This is a genomic window from Halotia branconii CENA392, from assembly GCF_029953635.1.
Taxonomy (GTDB): domain Bacteria; phylum Cyanobacteriota; class Cyanobacteriia; order Cyanobacteriales; family Nostocaceae; genus Halotia; species Halotia branconii.
Genome location: NZ_CP124543.1, coordinates 4,112,179 through 4,132,733, shown reverse-complemented (window position 1 = coordinate 4,132,733; position 20,555 = coordinate 4,112,179). Strand labels below are relative to the sequence as shown.

Here is a 20,555-nt window from a genome sequence, read left to right as displayed (position 1 = left end):
TTTAATTGTGTAAAAACTGATATCTATGTGTTTAGGTACAAGTTTTAAATTCTAATAACAGTAAAGTATATGATTATTTTCTTGATTAATCACATATTGTACTTGGTTAGACTTGCCATACACTTTTTTTACTCATAAAATCGGATTTTTCACCAGCTAGAGCGAGTGAGCGAAAATTTTGCTCTTGGTGAGTGGTATGAACTAATGTATCTACAAAAATCTAAATCAGGCAGATATTTAGCTTTTATTGTCCAAAATAAACTTGTGATAAACATTTACTGGATGTTAACGTCTACAAGTTAACCCAGGAGTGAAAAGAGTTTTAAATCATGAAGCGCAGACACAAAGTGGCCGGTTTCCAGACATCGCTTATTACTTTCAGCTTAATATCTAACTTTTTTATACCTGATTATACTGTTGTTGCTGCGCCCCCAAGGAACCCAGACAAAACTGTAGATTGTGAGATTTTGGTTGTAGGTGGTGGACTTTCTGGCGTAGCTACAGCTTACGAGGCTTTACTTGCAGGAAGAAAGGTTTGCTTGACAGAAATTACCGACTGGTTGGGAGGACAAATTTCTTCTCAAGGGACATCAGCATTAGATGAACGACCAACCCAGCGAATGCGTCAATTTTATTCTCGCGGTTATTTGGAACTGCGCGATCGCATTCGGCGCAAATACGGTGAACTCAACCCTGGCGATTGCTGGGTTAGCGATTCATGCTTTCTTCCCCGCGATGCCCATAAAATTTTGACTGAAATGCTCAAAGATGCCGAAAAACGGGGCAGAGGTAAGTTGGAATGGTTCCCCAACACAGTAATTAAGGAATTAGAAATTTCACCCCTTAGTAAAGAAGATAGCAAAGCAGGTGGACAATTAATTAAAAGTGCGATCGCCATCCAACATCAACCAGCAAAAGGCGCACCGCCAATTAATACCTTTCCTTTATCTAATACCATTGAAGATGCTTATCGTTACCAAAACTCTTCACGGTTTACCAAAAATATTATCCGCCTTGCTCCCAAGCAAAATAAAGGAAATGCCCCTAAGTGGTACGTCGTAGACGCTAGCGAAACCGGAGAAATTATTGCTCTGGCTGATGTTCCTTACAGATTAGGCATTGATGCGCGTTCTTACCTAGAACCTTCTGCTTCCAGCACTACAAACGACCCCTATTGTCCTCAAGGCTTTACTTACACTTTTGCAATGGAGGCCACCAAGGAACCACAACCGCAGAAAATGCCCCCATTTTATTTACAATACGCCCCATATTTCAGCTATGAATTAAAGCGACTAGCCAGTTTCGACTTACTTTTTACTTATCGGCGGATTTGGAGTCCCAAAAAAGGAAAACCAGAAAAATTTGGTGGGATAGGTTTTACTACTCCTACGCCTGGGGATATCTCCATGCAAAACTGGACTTGGGGCAATGACTACCGTCCTGGCACTGCTAAAGATAACTTAGTTTACACTCGCCAACAGTTGCAAGCTACGGGGCAGTTAAAACCAGGGGGTTGGATGGGAGGACTGCGAACAGCAACCCTCGACAAAGCAGAAGAAAATGCCCTGTCATTTTATTACTGGCTGGTAGCTGGTACTACAGATTCTCAACTGGGAGAAGGTGTGAAACAGCAGCAAATAAATAACCGCTTTTTATCGGGTATAAATTCCCCAATGGGAACGGTGCATGGTTTATCAAAATATCCCTATATGCGGGAAGGAAGGCGGGTTATTGGACGACCCAGTTGGGGACAACCTGGCGGTTTTGGGATTTGGGAAATTGATATTTCTCGCCGTGATTACAATGACGAGTATTATCGTAAAACTTTACCCGCAGATATGTATCGCCGCTTAAAAGCAGCACTTGCAGGTTTGGAAGCAGTATCGGTAATTGATGGTAAAGTTTCCCCAGACCAAGCAATGCGGCGGACTCGTTCTACCATCTTTCCTGATGCTGTGGGTATCGGTCACTACGCGATAGATTTTCATCCTTGCATGGTACAAAGCCCACCAGAAGCCCCTGGTAACACAGAACGTCCAGGTGAAAGGCGCGGTGCTGGTCAAGCTTATCCCTTCCAAATTGCCCTACGAGCGATGATTCCCCAAAAAATTGATAATTTAATAGTCGGAGGTAAAAGCATTGCTACTAGCCATATTGCTGCGGCTGCCTATCGAGTACACTCCTTTGAATGGTCTGCTGGTGCAGCGGCGGGAACTGTGGCAGCTTTTTCTTTAAAAAATGATGTTGCCCCCTATCAATTGGTAGATGATTTACCCAAAGCAGAACCGCAATTGCAAGCGCTTAAACGTCTGTTAGAGCAAAATGGCAACCCTACTGCTTTCCCTGATACGTCGATTTTTAACCAAAACTGGGATGATTGGAAGTAGTTAATGCCCATAAGGGCATGGGGCATGGGGCATGGGTCAGTTCCTGTTTCTTGCTCATACCCTATACCCTAGTTTTAATAGCCGCTGACTATGGATTAAACTAGTTATTTAAAGGTAATTTTGCAAAATTTTGTTGGCTAAGTGTTTTATGGTTACAAGACTTTCAGCTGTTTATGGGATGGGTACAGCACCAACTGTAGCTCCTGAACGGTCTAATCAAGTTACCCGTAAGCTTTATCCGAGCTACAAAGTCATCGTTCTAGACGATGACTTCAACACTTTTCAACACGTTGCTGATTGTTTAACAAAATATATTCCCGGAATGACAAGCGATCGCGCTTGGGAACTCACAAATCAGGTACACTATGAAGGGCAAGCGATCGTCTGGGTTGGTCCACAAGAACCCGCAGAACTTTATCATCAACAGCTGCGCCGAGCTGGTTTAACAATGGCTCCTTTAGAAGCAGCTTAATTATCATGGGCAAACCCAAATCAGCATCTCTCCCAAGCACTTCTGCTAAAGACGGCAGACTAGTCTGGAATCACTCTACTCATATTCCTGGTCTTATCCCCATTTTAGAACGTCTGTGTCAGCAGAATGGCATTCAAACCGTCACGCCAGGAGTAATTGGGCGCGTAAGGGGTCATTGCCCAAAAATGCAACTGCGTGTATCTGTACCAATTCGTGGTGGTTATAAAGTGATTGCCAGACAAGGTAAAACAGTACAAGAGGTTTTTATCCTGACCACTTTAAATCAGGATAAGTTTGAAGATGCGATTGCGAGCGCTATGAAAAATTAACTAATTTAATAGTCTATAGTCAACTAATAACTATTCTTCAACTTTGTGTACTGCAAATTTATGTAGTGGCAGACTCAGTATGCAAGAAAAAGTTAAGAAATATGACAAGGCCGTAGTTATTTTCAAAGTCATGACTAGATTTTCCCAATCGGGTAAAATCATCTTTTCTATGGCAAAAGCAACACAATAAACTAGCCAATAAGAAAAGCTCATTCTAAACAAAATCTGTTCAGTTGCTTCTAAATCGTCTTTTGATTGTTTGTCATCCCAAAGCAATACTAGACCGACAATACAGGCAACAAAGGAAACGGCAACTACAAACTCGTGACACAAAAGATTTATTGAATGCATTTGCGTTTATCCCAATTTTTTCAATTGAGATTCAGTCTAAAGGAATATTCCTTTCGATAACACAAAACAGTTACAAACTGCAATAGAAAACTACATTTCTGTTTCAAATATTTCGTGAAATGGTAAGCTAATCGTCATTCAAATTGCATCATGTTAATGGTAATAAAAGCTGCAAACCCTCTCCCTTGCCCACTGCTCTCCTGCGACCTCAATTTGCAAATTAAATGTTTAACAACTTATGATATTCTGACGGCGACGGGGCGATGGTTACTGAGCTTGTCTTGAGTTTAGCCTGAGCGCAGCCGAAAGGGCGTAGTCGTAAAGCCTGCGGCATAGCTACGCTTAGCGCGCAGCCAAAGTACTATTCCGGATACTCCTCGTTCGCGTCAGCGTCTTTGAAAGAGAAGAAGTGGGTTTCCCGTCGCCTTTTGATAAAAGCAAAAAACGCCTCCCACAAATGGGAGGCGTTCTTTATTCAGCTAAGACTGAGAAGATTAGCCGTTGATTGCAGGCGCAGTTAAAGCAACAGGAGCAACGTCACCAGCAGCCAAGTCTAAGGGGAAGTTGTGAGCATTGCGCTCGTGCATCACTTCCATACCCAAGTTAGCGCGGTTGATCACATCAGCCCAGGTAGCGATAACGCGACCTTGAGAATCAATCACAGACTGATTGAAGTTGAAACCGTTGAGGTTGAACGCCATTGTGCTGATGCCCAATGCGGTGAACCAAATGCCTACTACTGGCCATGCTGCCAAGAAGAAGTGCAGTGAACGGCTGTTGTTGAAAGATGCGTATTGGAAGATCAGACGACCGAAGTAACCGTGAGCAGCGACGATGTTGTAGGTTTCTTCTTCTTGACCGAACTTGTAACCGTAGTTTTGTGATTCGGTTTCGGTGGTTTCACGCACCAAGGAGGAAGTTACCAAACTTCCGTGCATTGCACTGAACAAGCTACCACCGAATACACCAGCCACACCTAGCATGTGGAAGGGGTGCATTAAGATGTTGTGTTCTGCTTGGAAGACGATCATGAAGTTGAAGGTTCCGGAGATACCCAAGGGCATACCGTCAGAAAATGAACCTTGTCCTAGTGGATAGATCAAGAATACTGCTGTAGCTGATGCCAATGGCGCAGAGTAAGCTACACAGATCCAAGGACGCATTCCTAAGCGGTAGGACAATTCCCACTGACGACCTAGGTAGCAAGCGCAACCAATTAGGAAGTGGAAAATTACCAATTGGTAAGGACCACCGTTGTACAACCACTCATCTAAGGAAGCTGCTTCCCAGATGGGGTAGAAGTGTAAACCGATAGCGTTAGAAGAAGGAACAACTGCACCGGAGATGATGTTGTTGCCATAAATCAAAGAACCTGCAACGGGTTCGCGGATACCATCGATGTCTACTGGAGGTGCAGCGATGAAGGCGATGATGAAGCAGGTGGTAGCGGCTAGCAAGGTAGGAATCATCAATACGCCGAACCAACCGATGTAAATCCGGTTTTCGGTGCTGGTGATCCACTCGCAGAACCGTTCCCATACATTGGCGCTGGAGCGCTGTTGTAAGGTTGTAGTCATGTTTTTATGAGTGCTTTATGTTTCTTATGAATTGGATAGGTAAAGTTGCTTACCTGTCCTGTTTACTACCTTAAAAGTAAAATTGAGATTTGTAAAGCTATTTTAATTAAGTATTTGTTATGTTAGATATTTGTTTTTGTGATGAATCGCATTTAGAAACCACGATTCATCCAGTTTGATCAACCAGGAGGCCATGTCATTTGCCGTCCTCCTAAAATATGTAAATGTAAGTGGTGGACGGTTTGGCCACCGTCAGCACCAGTATTGATCACAACGCGATAACCTTTTTTAAGTCCAGCTTCTTCGGCAATACGCTTAGCAGTTAATAAAAGATGTCCTAAAACAGCATGATCTGAGGATTCGGCATCAGCTAATTGAGGAATAGGTTTTTTGGGAATAACGAGGATGTGAACTGGTGCTTGGGGATTTACATCTTTGAATGCCAAAGCTAAATCGTCCTCATAAACAATATTAGCTGGAATTTCTCGACGAATGATTTTACTAAAAATCGTTTCTGTGGTTTCACTCATCTTAATTTACCTCTACTTGTCTGCTAGAGATTTTAAAGCAGGACTTACGCAAAGATCGTTTTTAATTTATCGTAAACGCAAAGCGGCTCACCGCAGACTACCGCCGAGATGCCTTAGACGCAATGCGGCTACTCTACGAGAACACTAAGGGCAAACCCGGAGGGTAGAAAGAACGCCAAGATTTTATTTTATAGAGTGTGCGTGAGTCCTATAAAGGTTGTCGTTTTAACCTTTCGCTAGCTGTTTCTTAATCTACTTGGGATAGTTTGAGTTCACTGAATCAGAATTAATACTGATGCCGCGATTATTCATACTGAATCTCTGGATTATCCCGCCTGTAAACAGCATCTTTGCAGTTGCAGCATCTATATCTATCTTGATTTCAACTATTAAGAAAACTGCGATCGCATAGCCAAGTCGGCTAATCATGTACTTTTGCTCAGAGACTGCAAGTTAGATTTAGCACACAAAAATTCGTAAGCAGACATACGTTATTTATGGCATCTACAATTCTTAATCCTGGCGATATAGCGATTACTGGTTACATTACAAATGGTAGTCCTGACTCTTTTTCTTTTGTTAACCTAGCTCCTATTGGCTCAGGTACAGTAATTTACTTCAATGATAATGGCTGGACTGGTTCAGGTTTTAGGGGAGTAAGTTCTACCGACGGTGATGGTAACGAGAATTTAATTAGATTCACAGCAAATACTGATATTCCTACGGGTACAGTTATTCGTAGCACTGATACATCTGCTAATTTCACCTGGACTACATCAGGATCAATTGGCACACCAAATGGCAGCTATAACGATCTTTCTTTTAGTCAATCTGGTGAACAAATTGCTGCCGTACAGTCAACAAACACTGCTAATCCTCTTTTTTCCGGCTTTACAGCTATTTATCAGATTGATAACACTGGTGCTTTTGAAGATGCAACTAGTTCCACAACGGGTAGTGTGATTACAGGGTTATCGCAGGCTGAGAATACAGCGACTCTCTTTGATAGTGGAGCTACATTTGCAGCATTTAATCTCAATACACTCAGCAATGGTACTAAAGCTGAATGGTTAGCGGCAATTAATAATGCAGCCAACTGGACATTTGGCAGTGAAACTTCTTTACCAACTGGCAATATTAATGTGTCTGGGGGTATGTCTTCTCAACCAGACCTAACCATTACTCAAGCTGACTCTCCTGATCCAGTAATTGTAGGCAATGCTCTCACTTATACCCTGACTGTAGGTAACAGCAGCACTACTAATACTAATGACATTACAGTAGAATACGCCTTACCCAGTGACGTTACTTATAGTAGGGCTACAGTTGCTAATAATTTTAGTGTTAATCAAGCTGGCAATGTTGTTACTTTCTTTGGTGGTAGCATTAATGCTGGCGGGACGGCAACTCTAACTGTTGAAGTCATTCCTAATACAATAGGTCTCCTGACTAGTGGCACAGCAACTGTAGACCCCAACAACATCATTACTGAGAGCAACGAAACTAACAATACTGCTGCTGCCATTACTACCATAGTTAATAATGTAGCTCTAACTCCTCGCATTCATGAAATTCAAGGAGCATCTCACATTTCGCCGTTCAATGGACAAAATGTTGCTGATGTACCAGGGATAGTCACTGCCCTCAAATCTAACGGTTTCTATCTACAAGACCCCAATCCAGATAACGATAACCGCACCAGTGAGGCAATTTTTGTCTTCACTTCTTCAGCACCAAATGTGCAAGTGGGAGACTCAGTACTAGTTGGTGGAACAGTCACAGAGTTCCGTCCTGGCGGTTCTGGCGGCACTGACAACCTGACGATTACAGAAATTACTAGCCCTAATGTTGCCATATTATCTAGTGGTAATACTTTACCAACTGCCACAGTTTTAGGTAATGGTGGGCGGGCAATTCCCAATACAGTTATTGAAGATGATGCCAGCAATGTAGAACAAAATGGTGTTTTCGACCCTGCTGAAGATGGCATTGATTTCTATGAAAGCTTAGAAGCAATGCTGGTGCAGGTCAATAATCCGGTAGCAGTTAGTCCGACAAATTCCTTTGGGGAAATTTGGGTATTGGCAGATAATGGCGCGAATGCTACCGGACGCACGGCGCGGGGCGGTATTGTTATTAGTGCCAATGATTTTAATCCAGAGCGCATTCAGATTGATGACACACTGTTTACTTCTGGTAACTCTCCTCAAGTTAATGTAGCTGCGACATTAGAAACGATCGCAGGCGTAGTCGATTACAGCTTTAATAACTATGAAGTTCTGCCTACCTCATTAACTGTTACTTCAGACACCCTAACCAAAGAAGTTACTAACCTCACTTCTACTATCGATCAGCTCACAGTTGCCACCTTCAACGTCGAAAACCTCGATCCAAATGATGGTGCAACCAAGTTTAGTAATCTAGCCAACCGCATTGTCAATAACCTCAAGTCACCAGATATCTTAACTATCGAAGAAATTCAAGACAACAACGGGGCAACAAATAATGGTGTGGTTGATGCTAGTACTACTTATCAAACATTAATTAATGCCATTGTTGCTGCTGGTGGCCCCACATATCAATATCGCCAAATCGACCCAGTAAACAATCAAGATGGCGGTGAACCTGGTGGTAATATCCGGCAAGGATTCTTATTTAATCCTAGTCGTGTCAGTTTTGTGGATATTCCCGGTGGCGGTTCCCTCACTGATACCACAGTTACCAATGTGGATGGTGTGCCTGTACTTTCTGCTAGTCCTGGTCGCCTTGATCCTACTAATTCTGCCTTTAATAACAGCCGGAAACCGTTAGTTGGTGAATTTACTTTTAACGGTGAAACTGTGTATGTGATTGGCAACCACTTTAATTCTAAAGGTGGCGACCAACCTTTATATGGGCCAAATCAACCGCCTACCCTCAGTAGTGAAGTACAGCGTCAGCAGCAAGCTACGGTGGTGAAAAATTTTGTTGAGAGTATTTTAGCTATTAACCCCAAAGCTAATATTGCGGTAGTGGGTGACTTGAATGATTTTGAGTTTTCTAACCCGGTTAGCACTTTAGAAAGTGCGGGACTGACTTCTTTAATTGAAACTCTGCCAGAAAATGAGCGTTATACCTACAACTTCCAAGGTAATGCCCAAGTTTTGGATCACATTTTAGTTAGTAATAACTTGCTCAATAAATTAGATGGATATGATGTTGTTCACATCAATTCTGAGTTTTTTGACCAGGATAGTGACCATGATCCTAGTGTGGCTCGGTTTAATTTAGCTGCGAATAATGCTCCTCAAGTAATACAGCCGATTGATGATCAAATCACTTCTACTAATAAGGCTTTCTCTTTCAATGTCAGTAATCAATTTATTGACATCGATGCAGGTGATACTTTGACTTACAGCGCTACAGGTTTACCTACTGGATCTAATATTGTTGCCAATACAGGTGAGATATCAGGTACTGTCGCCAAAACTGGCATTTTTGCAGTTACAGTTACCGCTGCTGATGGTAGAGGCGGCAATGTTAGCGATACTTTTGATTTGATTGTTGCTAATAATCAGGCGACTGCTGGGAATGACATCATTTATACCAGTCAACTTAGTGGTTTGAATAAGTATGTAGTTAATGCTTTAGCTGGAAGCGATCGCGTGATTGGTACTAGTAACACCGAGTGGATCAATGGCGGTAAGGGTGATGATTATATCGATGGTAAAGGAGGCCTTGATATCCTGACTGGTGGTGATGGTAATGACACGCTGATAGGTGGAAGTGGCTATGACACGCTTTTAGGTGGCGATGGCAATGACCGTCTGATTGGTTGGGGAAATGGCACTAAGGAAATCGACATCCTCAATGGTGGACAGGGTATAGATACTTATGTTTTGGGGGATGAGGGTACGGTTTTTTATGCTCGTTCTCAAAATAATGACTATGCGGAGATTATCAGATTTAAGGGCAATGATCGGATGCAGTTGAAGGGAGTTGCTGGTGATTATTCTTTGAGGTCGAGCAGAGGTGCTGTCGGTATTTTTACTGGTAACGGTACGGAGTTGGTTGCTGTTGTTGAAGATGGGTTGGATGTAAATACTAATTTGGCGATGGATAGTCGCTTTTTGTTTGTTTAGTTACTCAAATTATTTTTTTCGCGCAAAGGCGCAAAGACGCAAAGAAAGATATGGTCACTAGTAATATTGTTCGGTTTTCTCAGTTTAATGCTTCGCTGAATCGGAATACTGAAGGTCAGTTGGTTGGTGATTTGTCTGGTGGTGATAATGTTCAGGCGAGGGCGGTTGCGGAAGTTATTCAGCGTAATAATCCGGATGTGCTGTTGATTAATGAGTTTGATTATGATCCTGAAGCGGTGCGGTTGTTTCAACAAAATTATCTTGGGGTTAGTCAAAATGGTGTAGGTGCTGTTGATTATCCTTATTTTTATATTGCGCCTTCTAATACTGGGGTTGTTTCTGGGTTTGATTTGAATAATGACGGTAATGTAGTTACGATTCCAGGCGCACCGGGATACGGTGATGATGCTTTCGGGTTTGGGAATTTTCCTGGTCAATTTGGCATGTTGCTGTTGTCTAAGTATCCTATTGATACGGCTAATGTGCGGACTTTCCAAAATTTCCTGTGGCAGGATATGCCGGATTCTTTGCTGCCTACTATCACCGATGCTTCTGGTATATCTTGGTATTCTTCGGAGGAACAAAATGCTTTGCGTCTGTCTTCTAAGAGTCATTGGGATGTACCAATTCAGGTAAATGGGGAGACAGTTCATGTTTTGGTGAGTCACCCTACGCCTCCTACTTTTGATGGTTTGGAAGACCGCAATGGTAAACGCAACCATGATGAAATTCGCTTTTGGGCAGATTATATTACTCCTGGTAAAGGTGATTACATCTATGATGATGAGGGTAAAAAGGGCGGTCTGAATGCTGGTTCGCGCTTTGTAATTATGGGTGATCAAAATGCTGACCCGGTAGATGGTGACAGTTTTGACAATGCTATCCGGCAATTATTGCAAAACCCAGGTATTAATACCAATTTTATTCCCAGTAGTGCTGGTGGACGGCAACAAGCGGATTTACAAGGTGGTGCAAACGCTACTCAACAAGGTAATCCTAGTTTTGACACCGCAGACTTCGCTGATACAGCCCCCGGAAATCTGCGGACAGATTATGTATTGCCTTCAAGTGATTTGAAAATTACTAACTCGGCAGTTTTTTGGCCTTTAAATACTGACCCGACATTTTCTCTAGTAGGGACTTTTCCTTTCCCTAGTTCTGACCATCGGTTAGTCTTTGCAGATGTGGAGGTTGGCGCAACTGAACCAGGGAAAACTATTCCCAATGCAGGATTTGTAGGACAGCAAATTTTTGAGACAGGTTTTATTCCTTCTGGTGTGGCGGGTACTGTAAATGGAGTATCAACACCATTAGGGGGATTATCTGGTGTGACTTACGATGCTGCTAACAATCGCTATTATGCTATCTCCGACGATCGCTCACAAGTTGCCCCTGCCCGTTTTTATACTTTTACTACTGATGATCAGGTGACTTTTACTAATGTCACACCCCTAAAAGATAGTAATGGCAACTTTTTTGCCCTTAATAGTCTCGACCCGGAAGGCATTGCTTTAACTAATAACAGCACAGTTTTCATATCTTCAGAAGGCGAAGTAAATCTTGGTGCTGGTCGGGTTAGCAATCCCTTCATTAAAGAATTTTCCCTCACTACGGGGCAAGAAATACTTTCTTTACCTGTCCCTACTAAGTTTTTACCAGTAGTGCAAGACACTAACAACAATGGTGTTGTAGATGCTGATGATACCCAAATATCAGGCGTTTACAATAATTTGGCGTTTGAAAGTCTGACTATCTCACCAGACCAAAAAACTTTATTCACCGCTACAGAAAACGCCCTCTTCCAAGATGGTTCGAGGGTATCTACTACTAGTGGTAGCCGATCGCGGATTCTGCAATATAACTTGGTAAGTGGACAGCCAGAGAAAGAATACCTTTACATTACAGATGCAGCTGTAACGCCAGAACCGGAAACAGAATTTAGTGATAATGGTTTGGTGGATTTACTCGCAATAGATAATCGTGGCACTTTTTTGGCATTGGAACGTTCTTATGCTGTGGGCGTAGGCAATACAATTAAAATCTACGAAGTCACTTTACAAGGTGCAACGGATATTAGCAGCATCGACTCACTCAGCAGTTTAAGCGAAACTCAATTAGCTGCTATTCAACCAGCCCAAAAGCGTTTACTGTTAAATTTAAATGATTTAAATCTCCCTACTGACGCTAATCATCCCACGGGAGTAGATAACATTGAAGGTCTTGCTTTTGGCGCTAAATTAGCCGATGGTAGTCAGTCAATTGTATTGGTGAGTGATAACAACTTTGGTAATAGCCAGTTTACCCAAATCCTCACTTTGAATGCAGATTTAGTACCTACTGCTATACCCAGATTAGAAACCCGTCCCGATTTATTTGACGACGAAGATCCGACACAAGCCCCAGTAGATCAAAATGCTGATGCTGATGATCCTGCTATTTATGTCAACGCCAACAACTCTGCTGACAGTTTAGTATTAACCTCGGTCAAAAATGCCGGTTTGCGGGTTTATGACTTATCTGGGAAGTTATTGCAGACGATTAATCCGGGTGATATTCGCTACAACAACATTGATTTGCAATATGGTTTTAAATTAGGTGGGAAAAAAATAGATATTGCTGTCGCCAGCGATCGCGGTAACGATAAACTAGCAATATTCAAGATTAACCCCAATCCCAGCATCCCTGGTGAATATTTAGAAGATATTACCGATAGCAATATTAGTACGATTTTTCAATCTTCACCTTTTGCTTCTCCTTATTCTTCATCCTCCCGCAGTTCTTACGGACTAGCTTTATATCGTAGTCCTATAACTAACGATTACTACGTCTTTACTAGTCGCCGCGAAACCGGAGATATAGCCCAGTTCAAGCTAACCGACCAAGGTAATGGCAAAATTGGCTACGAACGAGTACGAGAATTTACTATACCTGCACTAGGCGAACGTGATCCGCAAACTGAGGGCATGGTAGTAGACCAAGAGACTGGTTTTCTTTACATTGGTCAAGAAAATGTCGGTATTTGGAAGTTCCAAGCAGAACCCAACGGCGGTACAACTGGCAAGCTAATTGATACAGTCAAAGACTTGGGCGGTAATCATCTCACCGCTGATGTGGAAGGTTTAACAATCTACTACGGCAAAAATGGCACAGGCTATCTGTTAGCGTCCAGCCAAGGTGATAGCACCTTTGTTGCCTACACCCGTGAAGGTAACAACGAATATGTGGGTAACTTTGTCGTTGGTAGCAATGGGGCAATTGATAGTGTACAAGAATCTGATGGGGCAGATGTAATTAATGTGCCATTGGGGTCTAACTTTCCCTACGGTTTATTTGTTACTCAAGATGGTAACAATGAACCAGCCAAACTAGTCCTAGATGAAGGCGAACTGGAAAATGTCAACACTAACTTCAAGTTAGTACCTTGGGAAAACATCGCTAACGCCTTTTCTACTCCTTTAAATATTGATACCAGTAGTTACGATCCGCGTAATCCTGTTGCCCAACCCAAGTTGACTAACTATGAATTTACAGACTTACCAAAGTTAGGTACAACTTCTCAAGGTGAAGATATTTTCTTGGGTGGTTTTTCTGGGTTGTACTTCCAAGGAATTGCACCTAACGGTAATTTGAGATTTGTTACCCACACAGATCGTGGCCCGAATGGTGAACCTGTTGGCGCAAATAGACCATTTTTATTACCCGATTTTCAACCAGAAATCGTCAGCTTTGAACTCAACCGCACCACAGGCGAAATTACCATTACCAAGCGCACTGGATTATTCCGACCAGATGGTACAACTCCGTTAACTGGATTACCAAATCTGCAAGCTGGGGAGAATGGAACAGCCTACACAGATGAAATTGGCGTTGATTTAGATAACAATCCCCTACCTAACGATCCTTTAGGTGCAGACTTAGAGGGAATTGCAGTTGCAGAAAACGGTGATTATTGGCTGGTAGATGAATACCGTCCAGCGATTTACCACTTTGATAGTAACGGTAAATTAATTGATCGGTTTATTCCCAAAGGCACTGCAACCGCACCAAATCCAGATCAGGGCGCGGGTACTTTTGGCACTGAGGTATTACCAGAAGTTTACGCCCAACGCCGCAACAACCGGGGATTTGAAGCTGTGGCTTTGGAGGGTTCTAAACTCTATGCCTTTATTCAAAGCCCCATCGATAATCCTGATGTTGCTAATGATGCAACTTCTAAAGCTTCTCGTAATTTGAGGATTTTAGAGTTTGATATTATCAGCAATCAGGTAACAGGCGAGTACTTATATCTCCTCGAAGGTCTACCAGCAACAGACAAAATTGGCGATGCAGTTTCCCTCGGTAATGGTAAATTCGCAGTCGTAGAACGAGATGATAATGGTACGAATGCTGGCAACAAATTAATCTATCAAATTGATTTAGCAGAAGCGACAAATATCAATAATCCTGCTAATTTTAGATTGCCAGATGGGAAAACTATTGAACAACTAACTCCGGCTGAGTTAACTACTGCCAAAATTACTCCTGTCAGCAAAAGCCTGATAGCTAATGCTGCCCAGTTAGGTTACACCGGGGTAGAAAAATTAGAGGGTTTAGCATTAGTTGCACCCAACACTTTAGCTTTAATTAACGACAACGATTTCCAAATTGCCGGGTCTACACCTGAAAAACTCGGCATTTTGGAATTACCTCATGACATCGCGGTTACTAAACCCCAGCCATCGCTAAACATCCTATTAGTAAATGATGATGGCTATCAAGCAAAAGGAATTAATGTTCTTTACAACAAATTAGTTGCGGCTGGTCATCATGTAACATTGGTTGCACCCAAGCAACAGCAAAGCGGTCAAGGTACAGCCCTCGATACTGATAAATTTGGTAGACCGTTGGAGGTTGTTAACTACGAACCGAATAAATGGTACGTCGATGGCAAACCAGTTGTGACAACTTGGGCGGGAATTGATTACATTTTAAAAGATAATCCTCCCGATTTAGTCATTTCTGGGATTAACGAAGGCGAAAACCTCGGTTTAGAAGGAATCATTTCCGGGACTCTTAGCGCGGCGGTGTCAGCATTAAATCAAGGCGTTCCGGCGATCGCAGTGAGTGCGGGTATTAAGACGGCAGAACGTAGCACAGGCTACCCTAGTACTGATAAAGCTTACGATGTTGGTGCTAATTACGTCGTTGATTTGATTTCCGAATTACAAGCAAAACAAAGTAATAATTCAGGTCTATTACCAAAAGGCATTGGTTTAAACGTCAATATCCCGGCAACTGACCAAATTGAAGGTATAGCTTTTACAGAGTTTGATCGTGCAGGTAGTTTTGACTTCAAATTTGGGGAATTACCGCCTAACTTCGGCACAGGTCAAGGCATAATTTATACGCAAAATTCTTTACCTGATGGCACAACACCAAAACCGTTATCGGAAGGCGAACAGTTTTTAGCAAATCGGGTGACGGTAACTGCTTTTGATGGTGATTGGGGTACAACTTTAGATCAACGTCCCAAAATCAGTTCTCGCCTTGACCTCACACCCCCAAGTCTGACTGACCCCATTGAAACTGCTAGGAAGTCGTTAAATATTTTGCTGGTGAATGACGATGGTTATCAAGCCAAAGGTATTGACGTTCTCTATAAAGCTTTAACGGCTGCTGGTCACAATGTCATTTTAGTCGCACCAAAAGACCAGCAAAGCGGCAAAGGAACTTCCATCAACACCGATAAAATTTTCCAAAATACCGAAGTTGCGGAATTTGATTCCAGTCAAAACAAATGGTATGTCGATGGTACTCCGGTTGTTACCACCTGGGCGGGACTTGATTACATTTTCCCCAACAAAGAGAATATCGCTAAACCTGATTTGGTGATCTCCGGGATTAACGAAGGTGAAAACATCGGTTTAGATGCCATTTCTTCTGGTACACTCAGCGCGGCGGTGACAGCACTGCAAAATGGCATCCCCGCGATCGCAGTTAGTGCTGGCATAGATTTAACTGGGTTACAAACAGGCGACACATCCAGCACGGAAAATGCTTACGAAATTGGTGCGAGGTTAGTAGTTAATGCGATTAACCAACTCCAAGCCACCCAAGGTAGAAATGCAAATTTACTACCAAAAGGGGTAGGTTTAAATATCAATATCCCTGCTTACAACCCCGATATTGCCGAACTCAGTACAATTGCTGGGGTTGCAGTTACTAAATTTGACCAAGCTAGCAGCCTCGGTTTAAATGTTTCGGAGATTCAGCCTGGTGTTCCTGGTTTGACTTTAGGTGCTTCCAGCAATACAGGTACAGGGGATTTAGAATCAGAAGGCGGTAGATTTTTAGCAAGAAATATTACAATCACACTGATTGATGGTAATTGGAGTGCTACTGAAACTAACCGTCAACAAGTCGCCAACGCTGCCGGAGAACTTCCTGTAAATGCGATCGCTAGCGGTGACACTACCCAAAACTCGACAGTTCTTTGGGCGCGGAGTATCTTCCCTGGTGAAGTAACATTTGAATATTCCACCGATGCTAACTTTAAGGCGATCGCTGGCACAAAAACTGCTAGCGTTACGAATATAAATCAACCTGTGAAAGTTGAAGTTACTGGTTTGCAAGCAGGAACTCAATATTACTACAGAGTTACAGATGCAGCAGGGGCAACAGCAACAGGCAAGTTTAGTACAGCTGCAACACTTGGCACGAAAGCAGGATTAACATTCGGTGTCTCTGGCGACTGGCGTGGCGAATTAGCACCTTATCCCGCCATCAGTAACGCAGATGATGCCAATCTGAAATTCTTCTTGGAATTTGGCGATACCATCTACGCTGACTTTCCCTCACCCGGACTGAAAAACCCAGATGGTACAGAAAAAGCCCAAGCTATAACTTTAGAAGATTACCGTGCCAAACAAGCGGAAGTTTACAGCGATCGCTACGGCAAAAATACCTGGGAAGATTTACGAGCTTCGACCTCTATCTTGGCCACAATTGATGACCACGAAGTAGTCAACGACTTCCAAGGCGGCGAGAATTTAGCAACTGCTTCAGCCGCAGACCAAGCCTTATACGGTGCGACTTCCGGGTTAGTCAACGACTCGCCACTATATGAAAACGGTCTGCAAGCCTTCCAAGAATACAACCCCATCAGCGACCAATTTTATGGTCAAACAGGTGATGCCCGCACCGATGGAGAACGCAAACTTTACCGTTATAATACTTACGGCAGTGATGCGGCCACTTTCGTTTTAGATGCGCGTTCTTTCCGAGATCCAGAATTACCAGCTATTGCTAACCCCAATGATCCGGCGCAAGTAGCCGATTATCTGGGCAAGTCTTTTAATAGCGATCGCACATTATTAGGAAGCCAGCAAATTGAGGATCTTAAGCGCGACTTGTTGCAGGCCAAGAACAATGGCATCACCTGGAAGTTTATTATGGTTCCAGAACCAATCCAGAATTTAGGGGTAGCTGCTGCAAGCGATCGCTTTGAAGGTTACGCTGCCGAACGCACCGAAATTCTTAAGTTCATCCACGATAACAACATCAACAATGTCGTCTTTGTGACTGCTGATATTCACGGCACATTAGTCAATAATCTCACCTACCAATTAGCACCGGGTCAACCACAAATTGCTACCAGTGCCTTTGAAATTAGTACTGGTTCTGTTGCCTTCGATGCACCTTTTGGCCCCACAGTAGCGGACTTTCTCAATCCCGAACAAAAAGCATTCTACGACTCCCTACCTGTTGCCAATGATGCCGATAGTTTACCCAACGACAAAGACGATTTCATTAAGCAGGCGATAAATGCTGGTTTAACTCCTCTAGGTTATGACCCTGTGGGCTTAAATAATAATCTTCCCCAAGCTAACGGCTTAATTAGCGCCAAACTCATACAAGGAGATTACGTCGCCACCCAAACCTACGGCTGGACTAAGTTTGATATTGACCCCCAAACTCAAAAGCTAACTGTCACAACTTATGGAATTGAACCCTACACCCGTGAGGAATTAGCAGCTAATCCTAGTGCAGTTACCAACCGTCAACCGCAAATTGTCAGCCAATTTGAAGTAGACCCAGCTAAGAAACCAGATATTCAATTTGGTTCTACCAACAATCTCCAACCTGACCAAACCTTATTTACAGGAGATGGTGCAGATATCGTCGAGGCTACCACAGGTAATACCATTGTGACTGGGAACGGTGACGATACGGTATTTGCAGGTAGTGACTCTTCAGTATCAACAGGCAATGATAATGATCAAGTCTTTATTGGTGCTAATAGTCCTGCTAAAAATACTACTGTTAATGGTGGTGCAGGTAACGATCAACTTACCGTAGTTGAAGCTAACGGTAGCAATAATCTGTTTGGAGAAGCAGGTAATGACAACTTGGAAGTAATTGAAGGTTCTCGTCAATTTCTCTATGGCGGTTCAGGTAACGACACCCTCAAAAGTGGCGGTAACAATAACCGTCTTTACGGTGGTTCCGGCGATGACATCTTATTTTCTAATGTCAATGACTCCCTATTTGGTGGCGGTGGTGATGATATTTTATTTGCTGGTCAAGGAGGTAATAACCGTTTAACTGGTGGCGCTGGTGCTGACCAATTCTGGGTTGCGAACGCCAGTCTCCCAACTAGCAAAAACATTATCACCGACTTTACATCTGGAATTGATGTAATTGGCATTGGTGGTATTGGCGTTACTCAGTTTAATGCTTTAACACTAGTGCAACAGTGTAGCGATACTGTGATCAAAACAGGAACTACTGAACTAGTTTCATTACTGGGAATTACATCAACTAGCCTGACAGCAAACGACTTTGTTTTCTCAGCTTAGTCTGTTTGCTAGTCTTTCTTACCAAAGGCGGCAGGAAGCCCACTTCTTCTGTTTCAGAGACGAGTCTCGCGAACGAGGAGTGTCCAGGATAGTTGTCCTGCCACCGGACGGTGTTAGTAGTCAGTAGCAAAAAAAACTGACAACTGACTACTAACTGCTGACTTTTCGTAGTCGTAGACTTAAGATTACGTAATAATTTTACCCAAATGCTTAAGGATTTTTAAAACTTCAGATAAATTGTTATGATATCGCGATCGCGTGGCAAATAAATCGGAAATACCATACTGTTTACCTAAAGTTTTAATAAACAAATAGCTACTGCCATTGGTAATCATGCCATACAGAGGTTGTTCTGGTTTGGGATGAACAGCCATGTAAGCTAATGTTTGGGAAATTGCTAATTCTAAATCAAAGATCGTTTTTTTTGACTCAATTAGGACAATCCATAATTTAGCTTGTAAAACTAAAGCGTCAATTCTTCCTCGTAAAATCTCCTCATTATCTCCTTGTGCTTCAATCTCAACGGATACTTCGGTTTTAAATCTGTAAGGTGCTTGATAGAAAAGAGCAAGTTCAAGTAAGGGCGACAGCACGACCATTTTGATAGTTTCTTCTAAAAGACTTCCATAGGAGATTTGATAAAGATAGTTTTGTCGAACTTGTTCTAATCTTGTTTGCTCTGCTTCACTTAATGCTGGTAAAATTGTTGTCCATTCGCTAAAAAATTGACTATCACCACTTAGTGTTAACCCCAGTTTCTCCTCAACTTGATGAAGAGTAGTAATTTTTTTGGCAATGGCTATGCTTGTGGTCATGCTTAAATTTATACTACTCGCCTAATATTAGGATAATTCAAAGTAATAACACATCAACTTATTTAGAACATGTAGCTGCCAAAATCTGTTGCAGTCATCAAAAAAACTGCTTTTAATAAATAGGACTTACGCAATAACTCTTTGAAACTCTTATTTCTCTGTGTTCTCAGCGTCCTCTGCGGTTAGATTTTACGTTGCCTGTGCGTAAGTCCTAATAAAGTATAAAATAGTTTATCCAACAGATGAATATAGGATTGTTTGATTAGAATTTAGTATAACAGCATCTGAAATTGGTAAAATTTGGGGTAAGAAAGATGAGAACGTGAAGACATGGTAGCCGCCCATACAGATTTAAATATTGCCGCCTTAGAAGCAGAATATAGTAAAACAACACCAAAGGAAATTCTTAACTTTGCTTTGGAAACTTTTGACAATATTTCAATTTCTTTCAGCGGCGCTGAGGATGTTGTCTTGATTGACATTGCCTCAAAAATTTCTAAAAACTTTCAAGTTTTTACACTCGATACGGGACGCTTGCATTCAGAAACATATCAGTTTTTGGATCAAGTAAGAGAACATTATGGAATTAAATTAGAAGTAATGTTCCCCGATGCAGCAGAAGTACAAGCCTTAGTATCAGAAAAAGGATTGTTTAGCTTTTATCAGGATGGACACAAAGAATGCTGTGGTGTCCGAAAAGTAAGACCACTGCGCCGCAAACTGAATACCCTTGATGCTTGGATTACAGGTCAGCGCAAAGACCAAAGTCCCAGCACCCGTAATCATATCCCTGTCATTGAAGTTGATACCGCCTTTTCTACCCCAGACCATCAACTAATTAAATTCAATCCTTTAGCAAATTGGTCTTCTGCCCAAGTGTGGGAATACATCCGCGCCTTAGATGTACCTTACAACAAATTGCACGAACGCGGTTTTGTCAGTATTGGTTGTGAACCTTGCACCAGACCTGTGCTTCCTAACCAGCATGAACGGGAAGGTCGCTGGTGGTGGGAAGAATCCACTGCTAAAGAGTGTGGTTTACACCTTGGTAATTTACAAAAATAGTCGTCAAAAGAGGCAGGGGAGCAGGGAGCAGGGAGCAATGGGGAAAACACCAGACGAGCTTGTACTCCGCA

11 protein-coding genes are annotated in these 20,555 nt (G+C 42.5%); 6 read left to right on the top strand and 5 right to left on the bottom strand.

From position 1 onward, the window contains the following. Positions 1-329: 329 nt before the first annotated feature. The 3 genes from QI031_RS18150 (at position 330) to QI031_RS18140 (ending at position 3,188) form a co-directional block, all read left to right on the top strand. Positions 330-2,387, top strand: a complete 2,058-nt coding sequence (locus QI031_RS18150) for an FAD-dependent oxidoreductase (RefSeq protein WP_281481059.1) — start codon at positions 330-332, stop codon at positions 2,385-2,387. Positions 2,388-2,535: 148 nt separating this feature from the next. Beyond that, positions 2,536-2,859, top strand: coding sequence for an ATP-dependent Clp protease adapter ClpS (gene clpS, locus QI031_RS18145; RefSeq protein WP_281481058.1), 324 nt, complete (start codon positions 2,536-2,538; stop codon positions 2,857-2,859). Between the two features lie 5 nt (positions 2,860-2,864). Then, complete coding sequence (locus tag QI031_RS18140) at positions 2,865-3,188, top strand: DUF2103 domain-containing protein (RefSeq protein WP_281481057.1); 324 nt, start codon at positions 2,865-2,867, stop codon at positions 3,186-3,188. Between the two features lie 30 nt (positions 3,189-3,218). Here the strand turns inward: QI031_RS18140 and QI031_RS18135 are convergent, their stop codons facing one another. From QI031_RS18135 to QI031_RS18120, 4 genes are all read right to left on the bottom strand, one after another. Next, complete coding sequence (locus QI031_RS18135) at positions 3,219-3,539, bottom strand: hypothetical protein (RefSeq protein WP_281481056.1); 321 nt, start codon at positions 3,537-3,539, stop codon at positions 3,219-3,221. 494 nt (positions 3,540-4,033) lie between these two features. Further along, positions 4,034-5,116 (bottom strand): photosystem II q(b) protein, encoded by a 1,083-nt coding sequence (gene psbA, locus QI031_RS18130; RefSeq protein WP_281481055.1) that lies wholly within the window; start codon positions 5,114-5,116, stop codon positions 4,034-4,036. Positions 5,117-5,295: 179 nt separating this feature from the next. Then, on the bottom strand, positions 5,296-5,646 hold the full coding sequence (locus QI031_RS18125; RefSeq protein WP_281481054.1) for a histidine triad nucleotide-binding protein: 351 nt from the start codon (positions 5,644-5,646) through the stop codon (positions 5,296-5,298). 252 nt (positions 5,647-5,898) lie between these two features. Beyond that, the gene (locus tag QI031_RS18120; protein WP_281481053.1) at positions 5,899-6,075 is read right to left on the bottom strand and encodes a hypothetical protein; all 177 of its coding nucleotides are present in this window, start codon (positions 6,073-6,075) and stop codon (positions 5,899-5,901) included. Between the two features lie 68 nt (positions 6,076-6,143). Between QI031_RS18120 and QI031_RS18115 the strand changes: the two genes are divergently transcribed. After that, positions 6,144-9,767: an endonuclease/exonuclease/phosphatase family protein gene (locus QI031_RS18115; RefSeq protein WP_281481052.1), complete on the top strand. Its 3,624-nt coding sequence runs from the start codon at positions 6,144-6,146 to the stop codon at positions 9,765-9,767. A gap of 50 nt (positions 9,768-9,817) precedes the next feature. After that, positions 9,818-18,604 carry a 5'/3'-nucleotidase SurE gene (surE, locus tag QI031_RS18110; protein WP_281481051.1) on the top strand — a complete coding sequence of 2,929 codons (8,787 nt, stop codon included), beginning with the start codon at positions 9,818-9,820 and terminating at the stop codon, positions 18,602-18,604. Positions 18,605-18,789: 185 nt separating this feature from the next. On the opposite strand, the gene QI031_RS18105 is transcribed toward surE, so the two are convergent. Next, on the bottom strand, positions 18,790-19,419 hold the full coding sequence (locus QI031_RS18105; protein ID WP_281481050.1) for a type I restriction endonuclease: 630 nt from the start codon (positions 19,417-19,419) through the stop codon (positions 18,790-18,792). 330 nt (positions 19,420-19,749) lie between these two features. On the opposite strand from QI031_RS18105, the gene QI031_RS18100 reads away from it, so the two are divergent. Continuing rightward, positions 19,750-20,484 carry a phosphoadenylyl-sulfate reductase gene (locus tag QI031_RS18100; RefSeq protein ID WP_281481049.1) on the top strand — a complete coding sequence of 245 codons (735 nt, stop codon included), beginning with the start codon at positions 19,750-19,752 and terminating at the stop codon, positions 20,482-20,484. Positions 20,485-20,555 lie beyond the last annotated feature (71 nt).